Genomic DNA, 21,615 nt, shown 5'->3' on the forward strand with positions numbered 1-21,615 from the left:
ATGAATTTTTATTGTTTAGCCTAACCGGCTTTTATTGATTCGTTTACAGCCATTTTAATAGCTTCAAGCATTGTCTGAGCCACCAGAAAATCAGAATTACGAAGCAATTCTCTGGCCTCTTCCTCATTGGTACCGGTAAGCCTCACAACCACTGGAACATCCGAATGCAACTCTTCATAGGCCTTCAAAAGGCCATTTGCTACATCATCGCAACGGGTAATCCCGCCGAAAATATTCACAAGAATCACCTTCACCTGGTTATCCTGCAAAAGAAATTTCATTGCCTCGAGAATCTTTTTCTGGTTTGAACTACCTCCTATATCCAGAAAATTAGCCGGATAACCATCATTTTCTTTAATCATATCCAGAGTTGCCATTGCCAGTCCGGCGCCATTTACCATACAACCAATATCCCCATTCATGGGAATGTAATTAAACCCTTTAGCTTTTGCATGAAGCTCTATTTCTTCCTGTGGAGTGGGTTCCGAAAAGAAGCAGATATCCTCCTGACGATAAAGAGCACTGTCATCAAACACCAGTTTCGCATCTGCAGCAACCAAATTCCCGGATTCAGTTAATACAAGCGGATTAATCTCTGCCAGGAGCGCGTCCTTCTCTATAAACAACAGATAGAGGTTCTGCAGGATTTCAACCAATTGAGAAACAAGTTCCATATCGTCAAAGAGGAAGAAAGCAATTCTCCTTGCAAGATAATCGGGCATTCCTACAAAAGGATCTATATTGACACGATATATATTTTCAGGAGTATACTTAGCCACCTCCTCAATATCTATCCCACCTTCAGAACTCAACATCATAATAACCGATTTATTTCTTCTGTCTATGCTGAAACTCAGATAAAATTCCGATTCAATATTCACAGCCTCACTAACCAGTATTTTATTTACCGGCAACTCATTTATCTTCATTTGAAGCATATTATCTGCACAAGTAGCAACATCTGTAATGCTCTTGGCCAACTTCACACCACCCGCTTTACCTCTTCCTCCGGAAAGGACTTGTGCCTTAAGCATCACTTTTTCCATTTTCAAGGCTGCATAAGCAGCTAGTGCATCCTCTATACTATGGCACAAAATATGTTTTTCCACAGGAATGCCATATGAAGAAAAAAGATTTTTAGCTTGATATTCGTGTATTTTCATCTCTCAGAAATATTAAGTGATACGTTTATGATGGTTCAATTAAAACAATTGAATGAAAAGGTTTGTTTAAAAACATACAGCACATTTTATATCTGAAACAAAGGAACTATCTTTGTATCTTAAATCAAGAATTCATCTTTTAATGTCAAAATTAATCGTAGGACTTACCCGCCATCTCAGTTTAGGTACTCTTCTTATACCTTATTTGGTCAAAAAAGAATCCGAAGAGATTATACTGGTGGAAGAACAAGCTACCTCCGCTTCTCTTTCTGATGAATCGCTTAACGAAGCTGAGAAAGAGATTATCCGGCTATCGCTCTGTTATTCGGAAAAAGCTTTGATGCAGGTATATTCAAAAGAGAAAACTGTATCAGCATTTCTTCGTAAACTGACAGAGGAGAGATTAAAAGAGATCATTCGTTCTTATATTGATAAAAAAATGATGGAAATCATTCAACTGGTTCGTATACATAAGATTCCACTGTATCAAAAAGAATCAGGAAAGAAAACACTGTACAGCCACAGCCGTATAACGTTATTAAACAACGATGCTGAAGTGTTTTTTCATTTCGACATGGATGATCATCATTTCAGATATTCAATAACCTGCACTGCTAATGGAAGGCCTGTGGTTCTGAAAGAGAAAAAACCGGTTATCATCCTTGCCTCACATCCTGCAGCAATTCTGGCCAAAGATGAACTGATGGTATTTAAAGGTATTGAAGCCTCACGACTGCTGCCTTTTTTCAACAAAGATTGGGTCGAGGTTCCTGTCTCGATGGCAGAAAAGTACATAGAGCAAATTGTAAAACCCGCCTTGGAATATTTTGAGGTAAAAGCAACAGGACTTGATATCAAACAGCTGCCAGTTTATAATAAAGCCGAACTCTCCATTGAGAAATCGATTCTGGAGCAACCTTTGCTTAAACTCTGTTTCCGATACAATGAATATAACTTTCCTCCTGAAGAAGAAATCAGGAAAAAGTACGTCAGTATAGAGCATATTGAGAATCATTTTGAAATAAGATATTTTACTCGGGACTATCTGTGGGAAAAAGAGTGTGTTGAACAACTGAAGAGCTGTAAACTGAAACAGATTAATGCCAACCAATTCATGTTATCAGAGGATGCAACGGAAAAGAGCCTGATACAATGGATTGGAAATCATAAAGAGCTGCTGCAACGGAACTTTGAGTTAAACCAAAGTGGATCTTGTTCAAGTTACTACTTGGGCGAGATTACAATGAAACAGGAAATAAGCGTGCAACCTGACTGGTTCGACATACAGATAATGGTTCAGATAGGGAATTATCGCTTCCCCTTTATCTACTTCAAAAGAAATATAATCAAAGGAATCAGAGAGTTTATACTCCCCGATAACTCTATTGCTCTACTGCCTGAAGAATGGTTTGAGAAATACAATGATTTAATGGCATTGGGGAGCAAACAAAAAGATAGTATTCGCTTACAGAAGGTACACTTTAAAGTGGTTGACGAACTAGAATCAGGCGAATATAATAAGGATATTGAAGAATTACTGAAAGGATTCCACGAAAAGAAAGAGTACTCTGTTCCTCCACGTATTAAGGCCACTCTTCGCTCTTACCAAAAAGAAGGATTTTCATGGATGGTTCATCTAAGGGAAAACAATTTCGGCGGATGTCTTGCAGATGATATGGGACTGGGTAAAACTTTGCAAACCATTACAGCACTGCAACACCTGTATAATCCTTTGGATATTAACACAAAAGAGATAATTACCTCTTACGACACTCACAAGGGCGACGCAACTGGACAATTATCTCTCTTTGGAGAAGATGAAAACAGAGAACTTACAGCTTCCGGAACAATTCTTTCCCCCGAAAGTGAGAATCCACTAACTCCACAAGGAATAAATTTTGCAGAACAGCTTTCGGCATCATTGGTCGTTGTCCCAACTTCTCTCCTTCCCAATTGGATAAAGGAAATCCGTAAATTCAGTTCATTAAGTACTTATGAGTATTCGGGAACAGGGAGGATAAGGAGTAAAGGAATAAAACGTATTTTTAATCACTACAATGTTGTGCTGACTACCTACGGAGTACTAAGAAATGACATTGAACTGCTGAAAGATTACCCGTTTGAATATGTAATTCTCGATGAAAGCCAGACTATTAAAAATCCGGATTCAGTGACATACAAATCGGCTATCAGTCTGAATGCCAATCATAGGCTTGTACTGACCGGTACTCCTATTGAGAACTCTCTGAAAGATTTATGGGCTCAGTTCAACTTTATCAATCCCGGGATGCTGGGAAGTGCAGAGAACTTTCGCAATCACTTCATCACACCTATTACCAAAGAGGGAAATACACGAATGGAGAGCCGTCTTCAGGAACTGATCAGACCGTTCTTTCTGAGAAGAACAAAAGAGCAGGTTGCCCCCGAGCTCCCATCGCTTACAGAAGAGGTCCGTTACTGTGAGATGTCACCCGAACAGGAGATGATCTACAAGAAAGAGAAAAACATTCTACGGAATACATTGATGGAGATTGACAGTAAAGAAGGATTGCAGAAAAACAGCTTCGTGGCCCTGCAGGGAATGACCCGACTACGTTTAATGGCAAACCACCCCCGTATGCTGAGTCCCGATTATACTTTCTCTTCAGGAAAGATGGAGCAAATACTCGAAGATTATGAAATGCTGATGAGCGAAGGGCACAAAGTGCTGATATTTTCTTCTTTTGTAAAATACTTACATCTTTTAGGAGAAGTATTTGATAAGAAGGGTTGGCGTTATGCGCTGCTAACCGGTCAGACAACCGATAGAGAGAAAGAAATAGCCCGCTTCTCAAACGAGAAGGATATCTATGCGTTCTTTATTTCACTGAAGGCAGGTGGTGTGGGGCTTAACTTAACGGAGGCAGATTACGTCTTCATCATTGACCCTTGGTGGAATCCGGCAGCAGAAATGCAGGCTGTGAGTAGAGCGCACCGCATAGGACAAACCAAGCAGGTAATGGTCTATCGCTTTATTACCATCAACACCATTGAAGAGAAGATTACCAGACTTCAGGAAAAAAAGAGCAAACTGGCAGGCAGCTTTATTACCTCCAATAATCCGCTGAAAACATTTGATGAGAAAGAATGGAAAGAGTTTATCGCTCTTTTCTGACGGGCTAAATTGTCTTGGTTTAATAGTAAACGGTCAACTTTTTATTGAATATATAAAAAGCTGACCGTTTATTGTATAAATGCAGTTGAGCCGAAGGTTTATCTTTGCAGAAAAGAATTACCGGATTTATACCATGATTGATTTTAAGAAATGGCTATCGCGCTACGACGAAGGCGGATTCATTAATACCAGATATGAAAAAATAGAGAGAATCATAATGTGGGTAGCATTAATAGCTATCTCTTTTACTCTCATCTTCCTTATCATATGGGTTATTATTGAATCCAAAACGCACACTCTCTAACAAACAACAACCATTCCAACTGCCCGGGTTATTCCTTGTTCACTTCTTTTCGTTTACAGAAAAAGAATAAGGGAAATCTTCCGGGTTAACCCCACGTTTATAATTAGGAGTATTACTCATCTTAATATTGATTTCTCCACCAGAAAGAAGTTCTGCATGTGTCAGGAAGTTTCTGGTACATGTTTTGCCATTCAATGTCATCGATTCTATGTAGCGGTTTTCCTGACTGTTTGTTGGTGCATTGATTACCATTTTGTTTCCGTTTTCAAACGAGATGGTTGTCTTTTTAAATAACGGTGCACCTAGTACATATTCGTTTGAGCCCGGACATACCGGATAAAAACCCATTGCAGAAAAAACGTACCATGCCGAAGTCTGCCCGTTGTCTTCGTCTCCACAATAACCATCAGGACCGGGAGTATACATCCGGTTCATCACTTCACGCAGCCAGTATTGTGCTTTCCATGGCTGACCCGCATAGTTATACATATAAATCATATGCTGTATAGGCTGGTTGCCATGTGCATAATTTCCCATGTTCATTATCTGCATTTCACGGATTTCATGAATCACCTGTCCATAATAACTTTCATCAAATATTGGTGGCACAGTAAAGACCGAGTCGAGCATACTCACAAAACTCTCCTTACCTCCCATCAGATTGATTAATCCCTGAGGGTCATGGAAAACCGACCAAGTGTAATGCCAACTGTTTCCTTCAGTAAAGGCATCTCCCCATTTCAACGGCGAAAACGGAGACATAAACTTTCCATCCGCATTCTTTCCTCTCATCAATCGCGTTTCGGGATCGAACAGATTTTTATAATTCATAGCTCTTTTAGCAAAGAGGTTAATCTCTTTTTGAGGGCGCTTCAGTTCTTTGGCCAGTTTGTAGATACACCAGTCATCATATGCATACTCCAGCGTACGAGCTGCATTTTCGTTAATTCCTACGTTATAGGGAACATAACCTAGTTTGTTGTAGTATTCGTATCCTAGTCTTCCTGTGGATTTCACTTTAGGATGCACACTTTCGGTGCCGTGAATCAATCCTTTATACAACGTCTCCAGGTCGTCTACTTTCACTCCTTTCATATAGGCATCAACCAAAATGGAAGCGGAGTTATTTCCAACCATACATTCCCGATGTCCCGGGCTTGCCCATTCAGGGAAAAATCCGCTTTCTTTGTACGTGTTGATAAGTCCTTCCTGGATTTCCTTGTTTACAGATGGATATACAAGATTCAGGAAAGGAAACAGACAACGAAAAGTATCCCAGAATCCTGTATCGGTATACATATAACCAGGCAAAACCTGACCATTGTAGGGACTGTAATGCACAACTTTACCTGTTGAATCTATTTCGTAGAACTTGCGTGGGAAAAGCATAGAACGGTACATACAAGAGTAAAACGTACGGTACTGATCCAATGAACCACCTTCAACTTCAATACGACTCAAAGCCTTATTCCATGCTGTTTTCCCTGTTGATACAACCTGGTCGAAACTATCATTTCCAAGTTCCGCTAAGTTTTGCCGGGCTTGCTCAATGCTTATAAAGGAAGATGCAACTTTGGCATGAACCACTTCTCCCTTTCTTGTCTTGAATCCAATTACAGCACCCACATGATTGTCAGTCAGCTCATCATCGTGCTTCAAGTCATTGCCGGAAAAGGTATATTTATAAGTAAACGACTTATCAAAAGTAATCACAAAGTAATTTTTAAAATTGTCCGGAACGCCTCCGCTGTTTTTTGTTGTGTAGCCAATAATCTTATTTTCTTCCGGGATTATTTTGATATATGAACCTTTATCAAAAGCATCAATAACCACAAACGAGCTGTCGCTTTTAGGGAAAGTAAAACGAAACATGGAAGCTCTTTCGGTTGGAGTAATTTCGGTTACCACATCATGATCGGCAAGATAAACCTTGTAATAGTAAGGTTTTGCAATTTCTGACTTATGCGAAAACCAGCTTGCACGTTTTTCCTGATCAAAAACCGGAGCACCAACCACAGGCATTATAGAGAATTGCCCATAATCGTTAATCCAAGGACTTGGTTGATGAGTTTGTTTAAACCCGCGTATTTTATTTGCACTATACACATAGGTCCATCCATCACCCATTTTACCTGTCTGAGGTACCCAAAAGTTCATTCCCCATGGGCGTGCAATTGCTGGGTAGGTATTTCCTGTTGATAACTGAAAAGTGGACAAAGTCCCAACAAGTGGACTTACATATTCCACAGGATCAAAACCTTCTTCTTTTGCTAAAACATTGGCTGGTTTGTTTATACAGCAAAGTATCATCAAAAGAAGTGTTGTAATAAAGTAATTCTGTTTCATATTGTTCATTGAATATAATTAACTCTGTTATTTTCACCATGTAAAGCTGTGCAAAATAAGCATTTAATTTCAACTTTCGCATTATGTCGAAATGAAAAAATCAGGCGTATTTTCACAATCTATATTTATTTATTTTCTTTTAACCTGTTCAGAAATGGTTAGCCAATTACAAAAATTAGACCTATTCTTCATTCATCTCTACATATTTTTTATTTCAATAAGTAGCACATGTCGCGCAAGTCACGCAAATGCGCATAAAGCATTATATATCGGCACAATAAAAGTGTGCAACTTCTGTGATACTTCTGCGTGACTTCTCCTATTTAGAGCATAATTTTCAGAGATATACAAATCTCTCTTAAACAGTTGCTCAGTTATCTTTCTGATCAAAGCATACCCTCACTATAAAATTAAAGAAGCAAGAGTAGACAAAATCTTTTATAATCTAATATTTCCCTGTACTTCCGGGTGTAGGTTCCACCTACATCCGGGTGAACCATACCCTTCCATCCGGGTGGACAGATGGTGTACATCCGGGTGGAGCAATAAAGTTATAATGGTCTAATATTTAATTAGATCCATCAAAACATATTTAAACGCACCTTTAAAATATAATATCTGTTGCATAGCGTAGGAACATCACATTTTAAATGTAATGTAGCTTTATACTGATTATCAAAAAAGCAAAGAGAACCGAATGGCAAAGCCTCAGCTCTCTCTGTTAATTTCTGACTCGTTGTAGATTAGTCAAACAAAGGGGTCGTAATAGAAATACCACACGACCCCTTTTTGAGATTCTGAAATAAAACCTACTTAACTAATACTTTTGATGTACTAACTCCATTACTACCTTTTACCATAACCAGATAAATACCAGGAGCAAGGTTATTCACCGGAATTTCAGTAATAGTGCTAGTTATATTCTGTTGATACAATACACTACCCTGGAGTGAAACAAGTTGAACGCTTTCTGCATCGGCTGATTCCACGCTCAGAATTTGTCCATTTCTAATAGGATTAGGATAAACCTTCAACGACTGACTTGCAGGATTAGAAATGCCAGTGTTTATGCTTTCAATTGTTTCTTTTGAAACAGCGAATATTATTGGATAACCAGAAGAACTGCTTCGTTGAATCTTAATACCGGTAACCTCTTTTGCAGGATCAGCAGCAACACGTCCTTCAAACATACGGAAAGAGCTACGTCCATCAAATTGATCTGCCGTGTAACCACTTGCAGCTGCTCTGATAATACGATCAAGTCCGCTTACCGCAGTCCCTGACGTGTCACCATACCAATCTGAGAAGGAAACGTCCGAAGCACTTGATTCAGTACCATCGCTGTAAGTAAGGATAACCTTAACCGTTGAAACACCATTAGCACTTGTTCCAAGTAAATAGATAGCTTGAGCTGTAAACGGAGCAGTTGTCAGAGTTTTAACCGAAGTTGACTCCTTAAGCATCGCCGCATTGTTTCCGGAATAAGGAGCGAACAGGTAATTTACACCCTTTAAAGTCGTTACTTTACCATCATTTGGTAATGAGCCTGTTGCTTTTACTGCAGCTGAGTAGAAATTCCATCCCTGATCATCCAACTTATCACTTGTATATTGTGCTGAAGGCAAATTCTCTGCTATAACATCTGCATCAAATCCGGTAACTGAAATAGGTGTGAAAACCTTTTTAGTTGTAGGAGCCGGGCTATCTTCTTTTTTACCCATTGCAGAAAGTTCTTTCAATGAAACGGAATAATAAGAAGTGGTATTAAATACAAACTTAATGTATTTTGCATAGAATGCAGAGGATGGAATAATATCCATATCTTCTGTTATGTTCGAGCTAAAGTTAGCAACTTCTTCATACTGACTCTCTTCATCGGTTGTTGTCGATGCATAAACAATCATTTTTGAAGGGATTGCAAAATACGAGTGTTTGTAAAACAATGAACGGAGACTGGAAATCTTGTAAGATGCGCCCAAAGAGAAGGTGAGAGTATTTGTTGTTCCTCCAGATTTATATGCACCCGACCACCAAGTTCCTTCATTATCGTCGGTAATACCTTTTGCACCAATCGCACCTGTTGTTGCGGTTTCGTTATTCTTTTCAAGGTAAGAAGTGCCTGTTGATATGGTAGGAATAATACCCGAAAGTACATTCATATTTTCCGGATCTACAACTCTTGTCACAAATTTGTTCTCTTTTGTCCAGATACCATTGGTGAAAGAGACTGTAATCTCTGCCTTGCCGGTTGTTTTGCCCGACATATCAAAAGATAAATTATCTTCATCATTCGTAACATTGCTGACAGCTACCACATTAGGATCTGAAGAAGTTACAGCAAACTTGAAATTTGCATCCTTAGGATCGCCACCTAAACTGTATGCAACCTTCATTGAAGAAGTGGAATTAATATTCACAGTTTGCATAGCAGGTGAGGCTAATGATAGGTTACCTTGTATACCAAACACTTCAAATTCCCATACACGGATTGTAATAGCCAGTTCGTCACTGTAAGGAGTAAATCTTACATAGCGAGCAACTGTTGGCTTGATATAATCGTCCTTGGTGTTTTCCGGACGGTTTTTCTCATTTAAAACCTCGTTCCAGTTTTCACCATCATTACTCAATTCGATTTTAAAATTCTGGAAGTTATCTGAGTAATTCTCTTTATTTCCACAGTCGAAAATACGGAAGCGATAGATGTTAAACATCTCTTTCAGGTCGATGATTACCCAGTGTGACTTAGCACCACCAATACACCATTTACCATGAACATCACTCGGAACTTCTACCCCATCAATTATATTTGAAGGAACTTCAGGAGATAAAGCGCCACTGTAGCTTTTTATTGTTTTACCAACACTGACGATTTGCAGGCTTTTTGAGTCAGAAACATCAATCAGCGATTCAATCAACTCGTCAGTAGAACCAACAGAATTAGCTACGTTAACTTTGATGTTGTATTTACCTGCAGCATTAAATTTAAAGAATGCTGTGTCCTGACTCTGACGTGTGAGCTGAGCATTTTCGGGAACTGTCCATGTGTATTTTTCTGGGAAATTTGTGGCTCTGGCTACAACAGCAACTTCTTCTCCAACTTTTACCAAAGTCTTCATTGCTTTAAGCTGAACCGCCGGAAGGCTTATTGTAGGATAATTGAGCTGAAGAGCTACTTCGGAGCCTTCGTTCATATCTTTTGTTACAGCAGTTACGTAAGCCTTTACAGAAGTTTCTGACGAAGATGTTCTGTCAAATTTAGGGATATAATAACCTTCGTCTCTGGTTTGTCCTACTAAAGATTTAATGCCATTCTTTTCAAAATAAACATTGTAATGATCTATTTCAGAAGAAGCCGGTGCATCCCAGGTTAATCTAACATCACTAACTGTTTGAGTCAGTTCATTTTGTGCTGTTAAATTTGAAACAGTTTCTGCAGCTGGCTTATAACTTCCTCCAACAACTGAAAGCTGACCTAAAGTTGATTGATAATCTGCAATTTCAGAAACTGATTTAAAGTTGAGTGCGATAACTGAAATAGTTTTTCCAGCTAAAGAAGATAAGTCTATTGTGGCAATTGACCAACCATTATTTGTTGATGTTTCTGTTACCGGGAATGTAACAAAAGCATTTGCATCTTCCGAAACTGCTAATTTAAATTCCATTGAATTAGCCGTGTTTGTTTTATAGACCAATTGCAGTTTATCTCCTGCATTAGCAACAATTTTTGTTTTATAAAGACGAGTCAGATGATCTACTCCGGCAGAAAGTTTTCCTTTCACCAACAGGCTTGTACCCATATTATATGCATCATCCCAGTTCAGGTTAACAGAGATTTCGTTGGCTACCGTAGATTCTATCCACCAACGCCACGTAGGCATGATGTTTTGCATACCGCGATGATACCAATCCTGGGTACCTCTTTTTTCTCCATTAACAAACCGGTATTTACCCAAACCTGTACTGAAAGAAGTTACAAAGGGCTTTTCCTGAATAGTACTACGTTCCATCAAAGCATTTGCAAAACCTGGCCAGGAAGTAGAACTGGAACGTGCAGTTGTATTTGATGGGTCATTGGCAAGATTTACCCAAAAGCGAGCTTCGTTTGAAAACACTGTTTTCATTAAATCATAAGCTTTTGCCCCACTAGCATCATTCGTTCCCAAAACATCTTTCACTACCTGTTTCCAGATTCCTTCTTCAGGATTAAACAAATCGATAGAACCTGCATGACCAGTAGAGGGGAAACATGCCTGAAAACCTCCGGCATTACCTCCAATACCTCCTTGTGCACATTCAATGCCATGATATACTTTTGAAAAGAAATCATCAGATGAAATTCCTGCTCCTGCACAAGCAGATTTGTTGGAGGAAATTGTTGATGAACTGGCACTTCCATAATTTGCAAAGAAAGAAGCTCCGTGAACTTTAAGAATATCTATTACCGAGCTGGCAGAAGTTCCCATATCATAATATTGCATTTCCATTTGGGTATTGCCATCATCTGCAGCACACTTATCAAAATAAGCTACGAAAGCCGCCCAATCACTCGCCGACGAGCCTCCTGATTCGGAATTGATGAACCAACCATCAAATCCATAATATTTAGCTATATCATACAGCTTTTTTGCATATGGATAAGAACCGTCGCTCTCTTTCGTCAACATTTGGGTTACCCATGCAACCTGACCTCCATAAGCTGTTGGTGGAAAAAATATATTACCCAGAACTTTCACTCCGTTCATATGAGCAATATCTGTAACCGGTGCTGAAGGAGGAGTTATTATACCTTCGCCGGCAGAACCACCCCACCATACAAGAATATCCATATATTGCCAATATGTTGGGTTGTAACCGACAAAATTATTTGCATCTTGCGAAGGTGTCTGGCTACACATTGGGTTCATGGTGAGACAGGCTGTCACTTTACCATCATAAAACTGATACTGATTTGCTTTTACAGTAGCATCTTTAAAGCGTGGTTTTAATGGGACCTTACTTCTGTTAAATTTTGCGTCTGGGTCTTTTTCTGGTGTCCATCCTTTAATATAATCTGGATGCCAGCATCCTCCATAAGGCTGTTGAGCTCTTGAAAAGCTCACAATAGCCAGAAACACGACTAAAAAGGTTAGTAGCTTTTTGAGATTCATAATAATTAGTTTTTAGTTAAACGTATGTTATACATCTCATTTAAGAGATAACATTGAATTCGTGATAAGTTATATATAATACAACCAACCGATTAGAAACACTTATTCAATAAACAAGATTTTTTTATATTTAATGAAACAAGCATTTACTATTATTCTATACAAAAAAGAGTACAAAAAGGGCTTACCATTCATTAAATGAAATTTATCCAATAATGAATGGTCTATTTCCCTTTGTTTTTAAAGAAGTATTATCTGAAGTTATTTATTGAGTTTCTTTCTCCTGATGCTGCATTTGTATCTTCAACATCCCACCATACTCGTGTAGATTGGTTCACTGTTCCAAAACTTGGCACATTTTCGGGATTATAATCATATTCGTCATTCGGATAACGAACACGATTAATAAATTTCTTGCCTGGAATATTGCCATCAAGATTATTTAGATGATTTCTGAGGCGTGGATAATCCGTACGACGGAATTCAGCCCATCCTTCGTTCCCATTTGGGAATATCGACAACCACTTCTGAGTTATTATCTGTTCCAACTGGCTTTCTTTGTTTCCTGTTGCAAAAGGATTTTCAATCGCACCTGAATATATCTTCAATCCATTGATATAGTTGGTTGCTTTAGTTGCAGGAAGATGGTAATAGTCAAAGTTGGCTCTGATCCCTTCTTTAAATAGCTCTTCCGGAGTCTGGCCTACTCCGCCCCATCCTCTTAATGCAGCCTCAGCTTTCAGGAACAGACATTCAGAATATCCCAACCAAAGATATTCTCTGCTATAACCAAACCAATAATCATCTTTCAATATTGATTTATCATCAGTTGAGTTAACTCGTAATACAGAATAAACATCTGATGCATGCTCTATAGCACTGCTCCCTATTTCACAACCATTATAATCCTGCTCGGTAAATTCAATTCCAACTGATAGCAGCTCCATCGGTGTTGGCCTGTACCAAGAGATTTCACACCTTGGATCTAATATATTACTTTGATTTTTATATGCCAGTTCCAGGTCTTTTGACATAACAGCATCTACGTATCTGAAGCTACAATTAGCTACCTCATTTTCATTTCCACCGTCATTATCCCCTCCCATAGCAACCGGAGCATAAGCAGGTATTGTCTTCATTCGGTCCTCTTGCGATTTCATAACTCCATAAGTCTGAGTCAAAGCAGCTTCTCCTTCCTGTTTTGCTCTCACCGGGTCAATATTAGAGATTCTTAATGCTAAGCGAAGGCGAAGAGTATTGGCAAAACGAAGCCATTTCTCTTCATCTCCTTGATAACATTTATCTTCCGAAGAGCTAAACTTAAATGAACACTTCCCTGGCTTTATACTATCAGTAGCCTGTTTTAAAATACGGAGCATTTTATCGTATACTACTTTTTGAGTGTCGTAAGGCACCTTCTCTGGAATACTGGCACACTGCAGATAAGGAGTAAAGGGCATATCACCATATGTATCAGTCATTGTGGATGTCAAAAACACAAAATAGATACGAGTAATATAATATGCATTTCGATATGCTTCAGAATTTACATACTTAAATGTTCTTGCCAAAGTTTTATATTCAGCACAACGTTCTTTATAGAAATGATCCCAGCGTTTGGCAGACCATCCATCTGTATAGATATAATTGGGCGAACAGTTGAGGAAATCCACCTTGTTGGTAGCAAAATAACCACCATAAATATCATGTGTGAGGTTTGTTGTGCGCTGATAATCATTGACCAACCCTTGGTACGAATAATTCCTAAAGAGTGCTCCAATACTATTGGCTCCTTGTTTCAATGAGTTCAGTTCTGTTTTAGAAATAGTGTCTGGTAAATTTATATCATTGTCAGTTTGCCCCGGGTCAGTTGAACCTGGCACATAAGGAGGTTCAAGAGGATATGTATTCAATGTTTCAAATCCATCAGTACAAGAAAACAAAGCAACAACAGATAACAGAGTTATAAAAAATCTACCTTTCTTAAAAATAATATTGTGTTTCATATATAAATTCATTCAATAGATTAAAAACTAACATTTGCCGAAAATCCGAATGTACGAGTATAAGGCACTGATGTAAAATCAATGGCCTGTGAAAACATTGTTGTATCAAATCCACCTTCTGGACTTGTTCCAGGAGTATGTTTCAATAAATAACAAAGATTTCTTCCTACTAAGGATAATTTTATAGCTGAAAATGGAGTTTTTTTAAGTGTCTTTACTGGGAAATTATACGATAAAGAGAGTTCCTTCAGTTTAATAAACGATGCATCATAAACAAACTCTTCCGCTATTGCGTTTTCACCGCCAATCAATGTATATAATGACTCTCCCGAAACTTCGATTGTATTGGGAAGTCCAGTCCCTTCATCAATTCCCTTAAAAATGATGTGCTCTCTGTTCTCTGTTTTCTTAGCAGTTCCAAAACCAGTGGCTACAGCTTCTGACATCGAAACAACATCACCTCCGGATTTCATATCAAATAACGCATAAAGTGTAAACCCTTTATAGGAAAAAGATGGAGCAACAGACATCAATAGGTTTGGTTGAATATTTCCAATTGCTTTGTTATTCCTTTCTGTTGTACGTAAAGGCAAGCCATTACGGGTTAAGATATTGCCGTTGGCATCTCTCTTATAACTAACATTTGCAAATATATCACCCAATTTACCACCTTCGTATGCTCCTACATCTACCAATAACTGATCCTTGTTAAAGTTAAAGCTCATATATTTGGCGCTTTCGCTCAGTTTTTTAACAACCGAACGGTTGTGTGCAAAGTTTACATCCAAATTAAATTCAAAATCCTTTGCCTTGAATGGAGTAGAATAAATCATCAATTCATATCCTTTATTTTCTATTTCTCCGGCATTGATTCTTTTCCAAAAATATTCACCAGACATAGGAACAGTCATAATCTGATTTTTTGTCAGATTATAATAATAGGTAAAATCAAAACCTAGTCGGTTGTCTAAAAACTTCATGTCAAGCCCAGCCTCATAAGCAGATGATATTTCAGGTTTCAGCTGAGCATTGGGCTTTATTGACGGTTTGGTAGAAACCGGTGATGTGGCTCCCTGTGACCAGGATTCCAAAGGATAAAGCTGATAAGGTCCTGTGTCTTTACCAACCTGTGCAACTGACAGACGAAGCTTTCCGAAAGTAACCCAAGAAGGCAGGTTTCTATTCATACTCTTCATAAAATCCGAAAAAATAAAACTTAAATTGGCAGAAGGATAAAAATATGAGCAGTTATTAATTGGAAGTGTTGACGACCAGTCATTCCTGGCAGTTAGGTCCAGTGCCAGATATTCATCCCATGCAAATTGCATAGACCCAAAAACAGAACGGGTTTTTCGCTGAGAGATGTCATTCTCTACCACATTTATTCCCATAGCGGAATTGTGATACCAGTAGTCCTTTACGTTCATATTTGTTGAGCGTCCCTGCAAAAAAGAAGTTTTCTGAAACATTTCGTTAGCTCCTAACGTATATCCCACACGCATCTTTTCATTAATATTGTTATGTCCTACCAGCAAGAACTCTACATTATGTTCAAAGAAATTATCTTCTTTAGATCTGTATGTTTCATTTGCCTGATCATCAATACCATTTGTCCTATCAATCTCTTCAATATTAGTATGGTAATAATCGAATGCATACTTTGCAGTACCATAGAGCCAAGGTGTAAAATCTAGTTTCAGGGTATAATAACCAAATGCTCTCCACCGTTCATCCATATTTGAATATCTATAATTAATATAATATGGATTCATCACAGTAGGTGATGGACCAACCCAGTTAATATGTCTGTGGGTTTCATCGCTAAAAGATTCCAAATCACTTAGAAGGATATTATTGGGAATAAACAACAACTGATAAATTTCACCACCTTTCCCATATACCGGACGGTTGCCGGCTCTTGTTTTTGACAAAGAGATCTTTGAGTCCATGCTTAGAATCTTATTCATCTGCATTCCCGCTTTCAAATCAAGATTAATTTTGCTCAATCTTTCCTTATTAAATACACCATTGCTTTCCGTACTTCCAAATGAAGCACGATAATTTGATTTTTCAGTCACATTCCCGATAGCCACATTATGCGTTTGTGAGAAACCAGTATCAAAATAATCTTTCATTTTATTTCCATATCTCCGGTATTCCCTTGTCTCTCCATTCCATGCCTTATATTCGTGTCCGTCAAGCAATGCACCATAGCTATACTCTGAGTTCGGGCTATATACATTGTTTTTACCTTGACCATATTTATCTTGCATGTTTAGGGTTGATGCAATATTTGTCCATGTTACATTTCCATTATATGTAACACCAAAACCTTTTGACTTTGTACCTTTTTTAGTTGTAATCAGGATAACACCGTTACCAGCTCTTGAACCATAAAGAGCGGCTGCATTGGGACCTTTCAGCACAGAAATAGATTCAATATCTTCCGGATTTATATCCGCAGTTGCACCACCGCGATCTACACCTCCATAAAGAGATGCTCCCGAATCATTATTATCGTTGAACGGCACCCCATCAACTACCCATAAAGGCTGATTATTGTCGGTTAATGAAGAGTTGCCTCGAAGCGTTATTTTTGTTGAGCCACCTAAACCTGTGCTAGACGTATTCATCTGGAGACCTGCCACCTTTCCTTGTAACATACTAGTTACAGAAGGGTCGCCAGTTTGATTAAGCTTTTCTCCTTTTAAATCTTGCACTGCATAACCCAGCATTTTTTTTTCGCGTTTAATACCCAGAGCAGTTACCACTACCTCTCCTATGTTTTGAACATCTTCCTGCAGAGTAACGTTGAGTACATCATCCTTGGCAACAGAATGAGTCTGCATTTTGTACCCAACGAATGAAAAAGTTACATTCGACTTCGAATCAATTAAATCCAAACTATATTTTCCATTAATATCTGTCATAGTTCCAATCGAAGTACCATTCACTTTTACACTCACACCAATCAAAGGCTCACCCGATTGGTCAATAACAACCCCCGTAATTAGTTTCCCTTTCTTTTGTTGTTTTTCAGAAGCGGGTTTTGCATTTATCGGCGATAGGTATACAATGTTTTCTTCAATCTTATAATTCACTCCTTTATCTTTCAAGACCAGAATGAGCAATTTGTCCAGAGTGATATTCTTGACATTAACAGACTCGATCGGAATATTTGATAGTCTGTCTTCATAGAAGAACTTATATTTTGTTTGTTTTTTGACAATATTGATAACCTGTCCTAATGTTGTGTTTTTCAGAGATATATTTATCTGAGCAGATAGGTGACTTTGCGCTGCGAACAATAGCGCAACTATTAAAAATAATTTGAAAAGTTTTAGCTTTTGAGGCCAACGATTGTTTTTCATATGCATTTTTTTATGTTTTAAGATAAGTTATGTCTTCCATTATAATACAAGTGATTGAAGAAATACACTTACTCAGATATTAAAATTTATATCATTTTTCAACTGAAAGACTTTCATTCGAGTTAAAGCCTGGTCGGTTACATCTTTTATCGATAGTTTAAATAAGATTTAGGATATGATTTTACACGAAGGTTCTAAATTGTTTTCATAATAATAATGTTATATGGAATAATAAAGCATGTGTTACTTTGTTTTATGGTAGTTTGTATAGCCGCACAAATTTATATGACGAGGCATACTCGCCATAAGATATAGATTGGTTTTCATATGTCAGGCTTCAAGAAACTTCCATGTTTCTATGTGTGGGCAATAAAAATTAAGTTACTTTTTATAGGAAGAATTTATATAAATTGTATTGGAACTACCTATTTTGTAACTGAAAGGTATGGCATTTTTTAAAGAATTGAGTACAGAATCAATGCTTCCTCTCTTCCTAATAACCCCTGAATAAGTGTTTTTATCTGTATTGGGAGAGACAACAATTCTCACTTTATAGAAATGTTCAAGTGTATTAGCTATTTGAGATATTGTGGCTTTTTCAAAAGGTATCAGGTTATCTTTCCACACCGCATCGTATTTTGCATTTACTTGTTTAACCACTAATCGCCCGTTTTTTAGGTCGAGTTCTGCTTTTTGTCCGGGTGTTAACACAATATGTCCTTCATCCCGGTTTCCTTTTACTTCAACCGAACCTTCTATTAAAGCCACTTCAGCCAGCCTGTCATATTTGCTACTCTTCAGATTAAAGATTGTTCCAAGTACTTTTATCTGCATAGCATCACTGCTTACAATGAACGGTTTTGACTTATCTTTTTTTACTTCGAAATAAGCCTCTCCATTCAGAGCTACTCCACGATTATCTTTTCCAAAAGATTCCGGATATTTAAGAATGGTAGAATGGTTCAGCCAAACTTTGGTACCATCAGGTAATTGTACCTCTTTCACTGATTCATTGTCAGAGACAGAGACTACAACCTCTTTCGTCCGGGATAAATATCTTACCAGATAAGTTGTCCCCATTGTTCCAAAGGTCAGAATAATGATGATCATTGCAGCATATCTCAAAATAGGATAAATACGAAAAGATCTGTTTTGAGAACGATCCTGTTTTTCGATCTCTCTATATAATCGGATTCTGGCTTTTTCCACATTATCTGAAGAATAAAGATGCTTGTTATTGCCTGAATGGAAAGCCTCTTCCATTAAGAATAATTCTCTAGCATTATTCTCCGATTCGCTTAGCCATAGATTGATCTTCCTCCAATCATCTTTTGAGCATTCGCCATTAAAATACTTCAATAATAATTCTTCTATATTATCCATTATAAATATCTGTTTGTATAAATAACAACTATAAATGAAGAAACACTTAATCTATAAGACTTAATAAAATTAAAAAAGAGAGATGACTTAAGTTATTTCTAAGAAACTTTAAGGCTTTGTACATATGTGCCTCTACAGTTCTTTCAGAGATACTGAGTGTTTCAGCTATTTCCTTATTTTTCAGGCCATGCAAGTAGCTAAGTTTAAAAACATTTCTGCTTTTATCAGGAAGTTGATTTATCATTTCATCTATTTCCTGCCTAAGCTCCATATTTTCTAATCTCTTAATTGTATCATTAGAATCGGGCTCGTAAAATTCTATTTTACGTTTGTAAACTTCCTCAACCTCCGTACTATACTCATTTTCTATCTTTTTATGCTTCAGTACATTAATTGCTTTATTATACACCAGCCGATAAAGATATGCCTGAATCTGACCGTCCATATCCAATACATCTTTACGCTTCCAAAGTTCGAGGAACGTTTCCTGTACTATATCCTCGGCTTCTCCGTTGCTTAAAAATCTGGTTGCATAAAAAAGTAGCTTAGGATAATATCTTCGGAATAATCCATCGAATATTATATGAACATGATCTTCATTCATGCTGTTTTTCATGTATTTCAATTAAAGTTATATAGATATATTTAATTATAACAATCATCTTTCAAAAAACACTTATTGCAGTCTATTGACTTAATGTTATTAATGAAAGATTGGTTAATAAAAGGGTGCATCTATTTTTCTGTTTAGCATCCACAGAAATGCAAAAACTTTGTGCACTATCCAGCTACAAATATTCTTTAAATTTTATGTTTTTTGCAAATCATTTGACGAAAATCTCGAAAATTCTACATGCCCCCGAACAAGATAGAATAATTTTCGCATTTAAAGAGCATGTGATGAGCTCAGTTTAAAGCAATATGCCCAAAAACACAAATTAGCTCTCTTTGTTCTTTATTTGGTTTGTAATAAGCAAAAAAAAAGCGCCCGAAATAATCGAGCGCCTTTGACATTGCTTTTTTAGAAGAAAGAATCTATTATAATTTAACCTTTGCAATCAGTTTTCTTATCTTTCCTTCACCAATTACCGGTGCGTGGGCATCTTCCGGATATACAATCACAAACTCTTCGGGTTTAATATTTACGTAGGTAGTAGGTTTGTCAGAATAAAGAGCACAGTCACCTTCCTTCTGATAAGATTTAACCTCTTCACTCAAGTCTTCAGTGGCCTTCCATCCAATGGTTTCTTTTCCTTCAAGAAGAATGTGTACATCAATATAGTCATGATGAAGCTCAAGTACCTGCTTATCGCTGGCTACACATTCCGGGTTTACATTATTAATAAACAGATTATCACCGTCTATTTCTATACGTCCTAATTCGGCATGCAACAAATCGTGCGATTTTACATAAGCAAACAGCTGAGGAAATAGCGGATGAAGAGATTCAATCCTTTTGCTATTCTGTAAATTTGATACTATCATAATTTTTCCAATTTTAATTAATCTACATTATCGGCTTTGGGTTTAAGGAACAAAAGTTGTAATGCCAATGCTACAAGCACCACACCCCCCAACATAGAGAATCCTAAGCCCAGATTACCACCATCTGTCCATTTACCCAATAGTTGAGTCACAGCAGCACCGGCAAATACACCAACCATATTCATAATACCGTAAGCAGTTGCACGTTGTTTCGCAGAAACAAACTGACAGAGAATCGGCATGTTATTTGCATCGAACATACCATAACCGATACCAAACAGAAGACCAGCTCCGATAACACCAACAAAGCTGTGTGCAAACCCAAGCAAAAGCAGGGAAGGAATAGTCAGCCCCAAACCAATTGCACCGGTATAGATACGGCCACGGATATTCTTTTGCACCCAACGGTCAGAAAGAACACCTCCAAGAATAACCCCGATAAACGAAGAAACCGCAATGGTAATGGTTGACATCGGACCAGCTTCGGCCATTGGAAGACCTAAGTTCTCAGAGAAGAGTGTAGGAAGCCAGTTCTTGGTTGCCCATCCCGGTAAACTTGGTGCAGCAAAGTAGAACAGGATTACCCAGAAAGCTACATTGCTGAATAAAAGAGACAGTCCTTTGAACATGGATGATTTCTCCTTCGGTTCATCGGGAGTCAGTTTCTTCACATTGATATGATTTGGGTTTTCATGCAATAAGAAAATCAAGAAGAGTGAATAGACAATTCCAACAATACCAAACCAGTGGAAAGTGGCCTGCCAGGAGAATGCAGCGGCAACTGTCGCCCCGAAACCACCAATGGCCTGTCCGGTATAAAGACCTGTCATGTGAACACCGATGGCCAACGAACGTGATTTGTCTTGGTGCCAGTCGGCAATCAATGATAAAGCCGAAGGAATGTAAAGGGCTTCACTGACCCCCATGATACCACGCAATATATATAGCTGACTGAAGTTCTCGGTATAACCCATCATATAGGTCACAGCCGACCAAACAAATAAGCTACCTACAATAAGCCATTTACGGCTCATCTTATCGGCAATCATTCCGGCTACCGGGCTCATAAAACCGTATATCCAAAGAAATACAGCCATCAGGGCACCAAAGGCTTCTGCCTTGTTTAGTTCAACTATATCCATCTTCATCGCTTCCTGCATGGTAGAAAGCATCTGACGGTCCATATAGTTCAACAAGGCTACCACCCATAAAAGAGCAACAACCAACCAGGGATAAAATTTTTTATTCTTCATTTC

At 38.0% G+C, this 21,615-nt stretch carries 10 protein-coding genes; 1 reads left to right on the top strand and 9 read right to left on the bottom strand.

Annotation, left to right across the window (positions count from 1 at the left end; all coding sequences use genetic code 11):
• Positions 1-20: 20 nt before the first annotated feature.
• On the bottom strand, positions 21-1,163 hold the full coding sequence (gene sucC, locus ABWU87_RS09095; protein ID WP_353330058.1) for an ADP-forming succinate--CoA ligase subunit beta: 1,143 nt from the start codon (positions 1,161-1,163) through the stop codon (positions 21-23).
• A 142-nt stretch (positions 1,164-1,305) separates the two neighbouring features.
• Between sucC and ABWU87_RS09100 the strand changes: the two genes are divergently transcribed.
• Positions 1,306-4,317, top strand: a complete 3,012-nt coding sequence (locus ABWU87_RS09100) for a DEAD/DEAH box helicase (protein ID WP_353330060.1) — start codon at positions 1,306-1,308, stop codon at positions 4,315-4,317.
• 343 nt (positions 4,318-4,660) lie between these two features.
• Here the strand turns inward: ABWU87_RS09100 and ABWU87_RS09105 are convergent, their stop codons facing one another.
• The 8 genes from ABWU87_RS09105 to ABWU87_RS09140 form a co-directional block, all read right to left on the bottom strand.
• On the bottom strand, positions 4,661-6,967 hold the full coding sequence (locus ABWU87_RS09105; protein WP_353330061.1) for a GH92 family glycosyl hydrolase: 2,307 nt from the start codon (positions 6,965-6,967) through the stop codon (positions 4,661-4,663).
• Between the two features lie 809 nt (positions 6,968-7,776).
• Positions 7,777-12,114, bottom strand: coding sequence for an endo-beta-N-acetylglucosaminidase (locus ABWU87_RS09110; protein ID WP_353330063.1), 4,338 nt, complete (start codon positions 12,112-12,114; stop codon positions 7,777-7,779).
• A gap of 251 nt (positions 12,115-12,365) precedes the next feature.
• Positions 12,366-14,120, bottom strand: a complete 1,755-nt coding sequence (locus tag ABWU87_RS09115) for a SusD/RagB family nutrient-binding outer membrane lipoprotein (protein ID WP_353330065.1) — start codon at positions 14,118-14,120, stop codon at positions 12,366-12,368.
• A 20-nt stretch (positions 14,121-14,140) separates the two neighbouring features.
• Entirely contained in the window at positions 14,141-17,491 is a 3,351-nt protein-coding gene (locus ABWU87_RS09120; RefSeq protein ID WP_353330067.1) for a SusC/RagA family TonB-linked outer membrane protein, read from the bottom strand.
• A gap of 381 nt (positions 17,492-17,872) precedes the next feature.
• Complete coding sequence (locus ABWU87_RS09125; protein WP_353330069.1) at positions 17,873-18,874, bottom strand: FecR family protein; 1,002 nt, start codon at positions 18,872-18,874, stop codon at positions 17,873-17,875.
• A 46-nt stretch (positions 18,875-18,920) separates the two neighbouring features.
• The gene (locus tag ABWU87_RS09130; RefSeq protein ID WP_353330071.1) at positions 18,921-19,490 is read right to left on the bottom strand and encodes an RNA polymerase sigma-70 factor; all 570 of its coding nucleotides are present in this window, start codon (positions 19,488-19,490) and stop codon (positions 18,921-18,923) included.
• 422 nt (positions 19,491-19,912) lie between these two features.
• Positions 19,913-20,359 (bottom strand): YhcH/YjgK/YiaL family protein, encoded by a 447-nt coding sequence (locus ABWU87_RS09135; protein ID WP_353330073.1) that lies wholly within the window; start codon positions 20,357-20,359, stop codon positions 19,913-19,915.
• Between the two features lie 17 nt (positions 20,360-20,376).
• Positions 20,377-21,612 carry an MFS transporter gene (locus ABWU87_RS09140; RefSeq protein ID WP_353330075.1) on the bottom strand — a complete coding sequence of 412 codons (1,236 nt, stop codon included), beginning with the start codon at positions 21,610-21,612 and terminating at the stop codon, positions 20,377-20,379.
• Positions 21,613-21,615: the final 3 nt, after the last annotated feature.

It is taken from the genome of Bacteroides sedimenti (assembly GCF_040365225.1).
Classification (GTDB): Bacteria; Bacteroidota; Bacteroidia; order Bacteroidales; family Bacteroidaceae; genus Bacteroides; species Bacteroides sedimenti.

What these genes read in the sequence shown, in the direction of transcription:
- sucC (WP_353330058.1), bottom strand. Translation starts at nt 1,163, where the DNA reads ATGAAAATACACGAATATCAAGCTAAAAATCTTTTTTCTTCATATGGC.
- ABWU87_RS09100 (WP_353330060.1), top strand. Translation starts at nt 1,306, where the DNA reads ATGTCAAAATTAATCGTAGGACTTACCCGCCATCTCAGTTTAGGTACT.
- ABWU87_RS09105 (WP_353330061.1), bottom strand. Translation starts at nt 6,967, where the DNA reads ATGAAACAGAATTACTTTATTACAACACTTCTTTTGATGATACTTTGC.
- ABWU87_RS09110 (WP_353330063.1), bottom strand. Translation starts at nt 12,114, where the DNA reads ATGAATCTCAAAAAGCTACTAACCTTTTTAGTCGTGTTTCTGGCTATT.
- ABWU87_RS09115 (WP_353330065.1), bottom strand. Translation starts at nt 14,120, where the DNA reads ATGAAACACAATATTATTTTTAAGAAAGGTAGATTTTTTATAACTCTG.
- ABWU87_RS09120 (WP_353330067.1), bottom strand. Translation starts at nt 17,491, where the DNA reads ATGAAAAACAATCGTTGGCCTCAAAAGCTAAAACTTTTCAAATTATTT.
- ABWU87_RS09125 (WP_353330069.1), bottom strand. Translation starts at nt 18,874, where the DNA reads ATGGATAATATAGAAGAATTATTATTGAAGTATTTTAATGGCGAATGC.
- ABWU87_RS09130 (WP_353330071.1), bottom strand. Translation starts at nt 19,490, where the DNA reads ATGAAAAACAGCATGAATGAAGATCATGTTCATATAATATTCGATGGA.
- ABWU87_RS09135 (WP_353330073.1), bottom strand. Translation starts at nt 20,359, where the DNA reads ATGATAGTATCAAATTTACAGAATAGCAAAAGGATTGAATCTCTTCAT.
- ABWU87_RS09140 (WP_353330075.1), bottom strand. Translation starts at nt 21,612, where the DNA reads ATGAAGAATAAAAAATTTTATCCCTGGTTGGTTGTTGCTCTTTTATGG.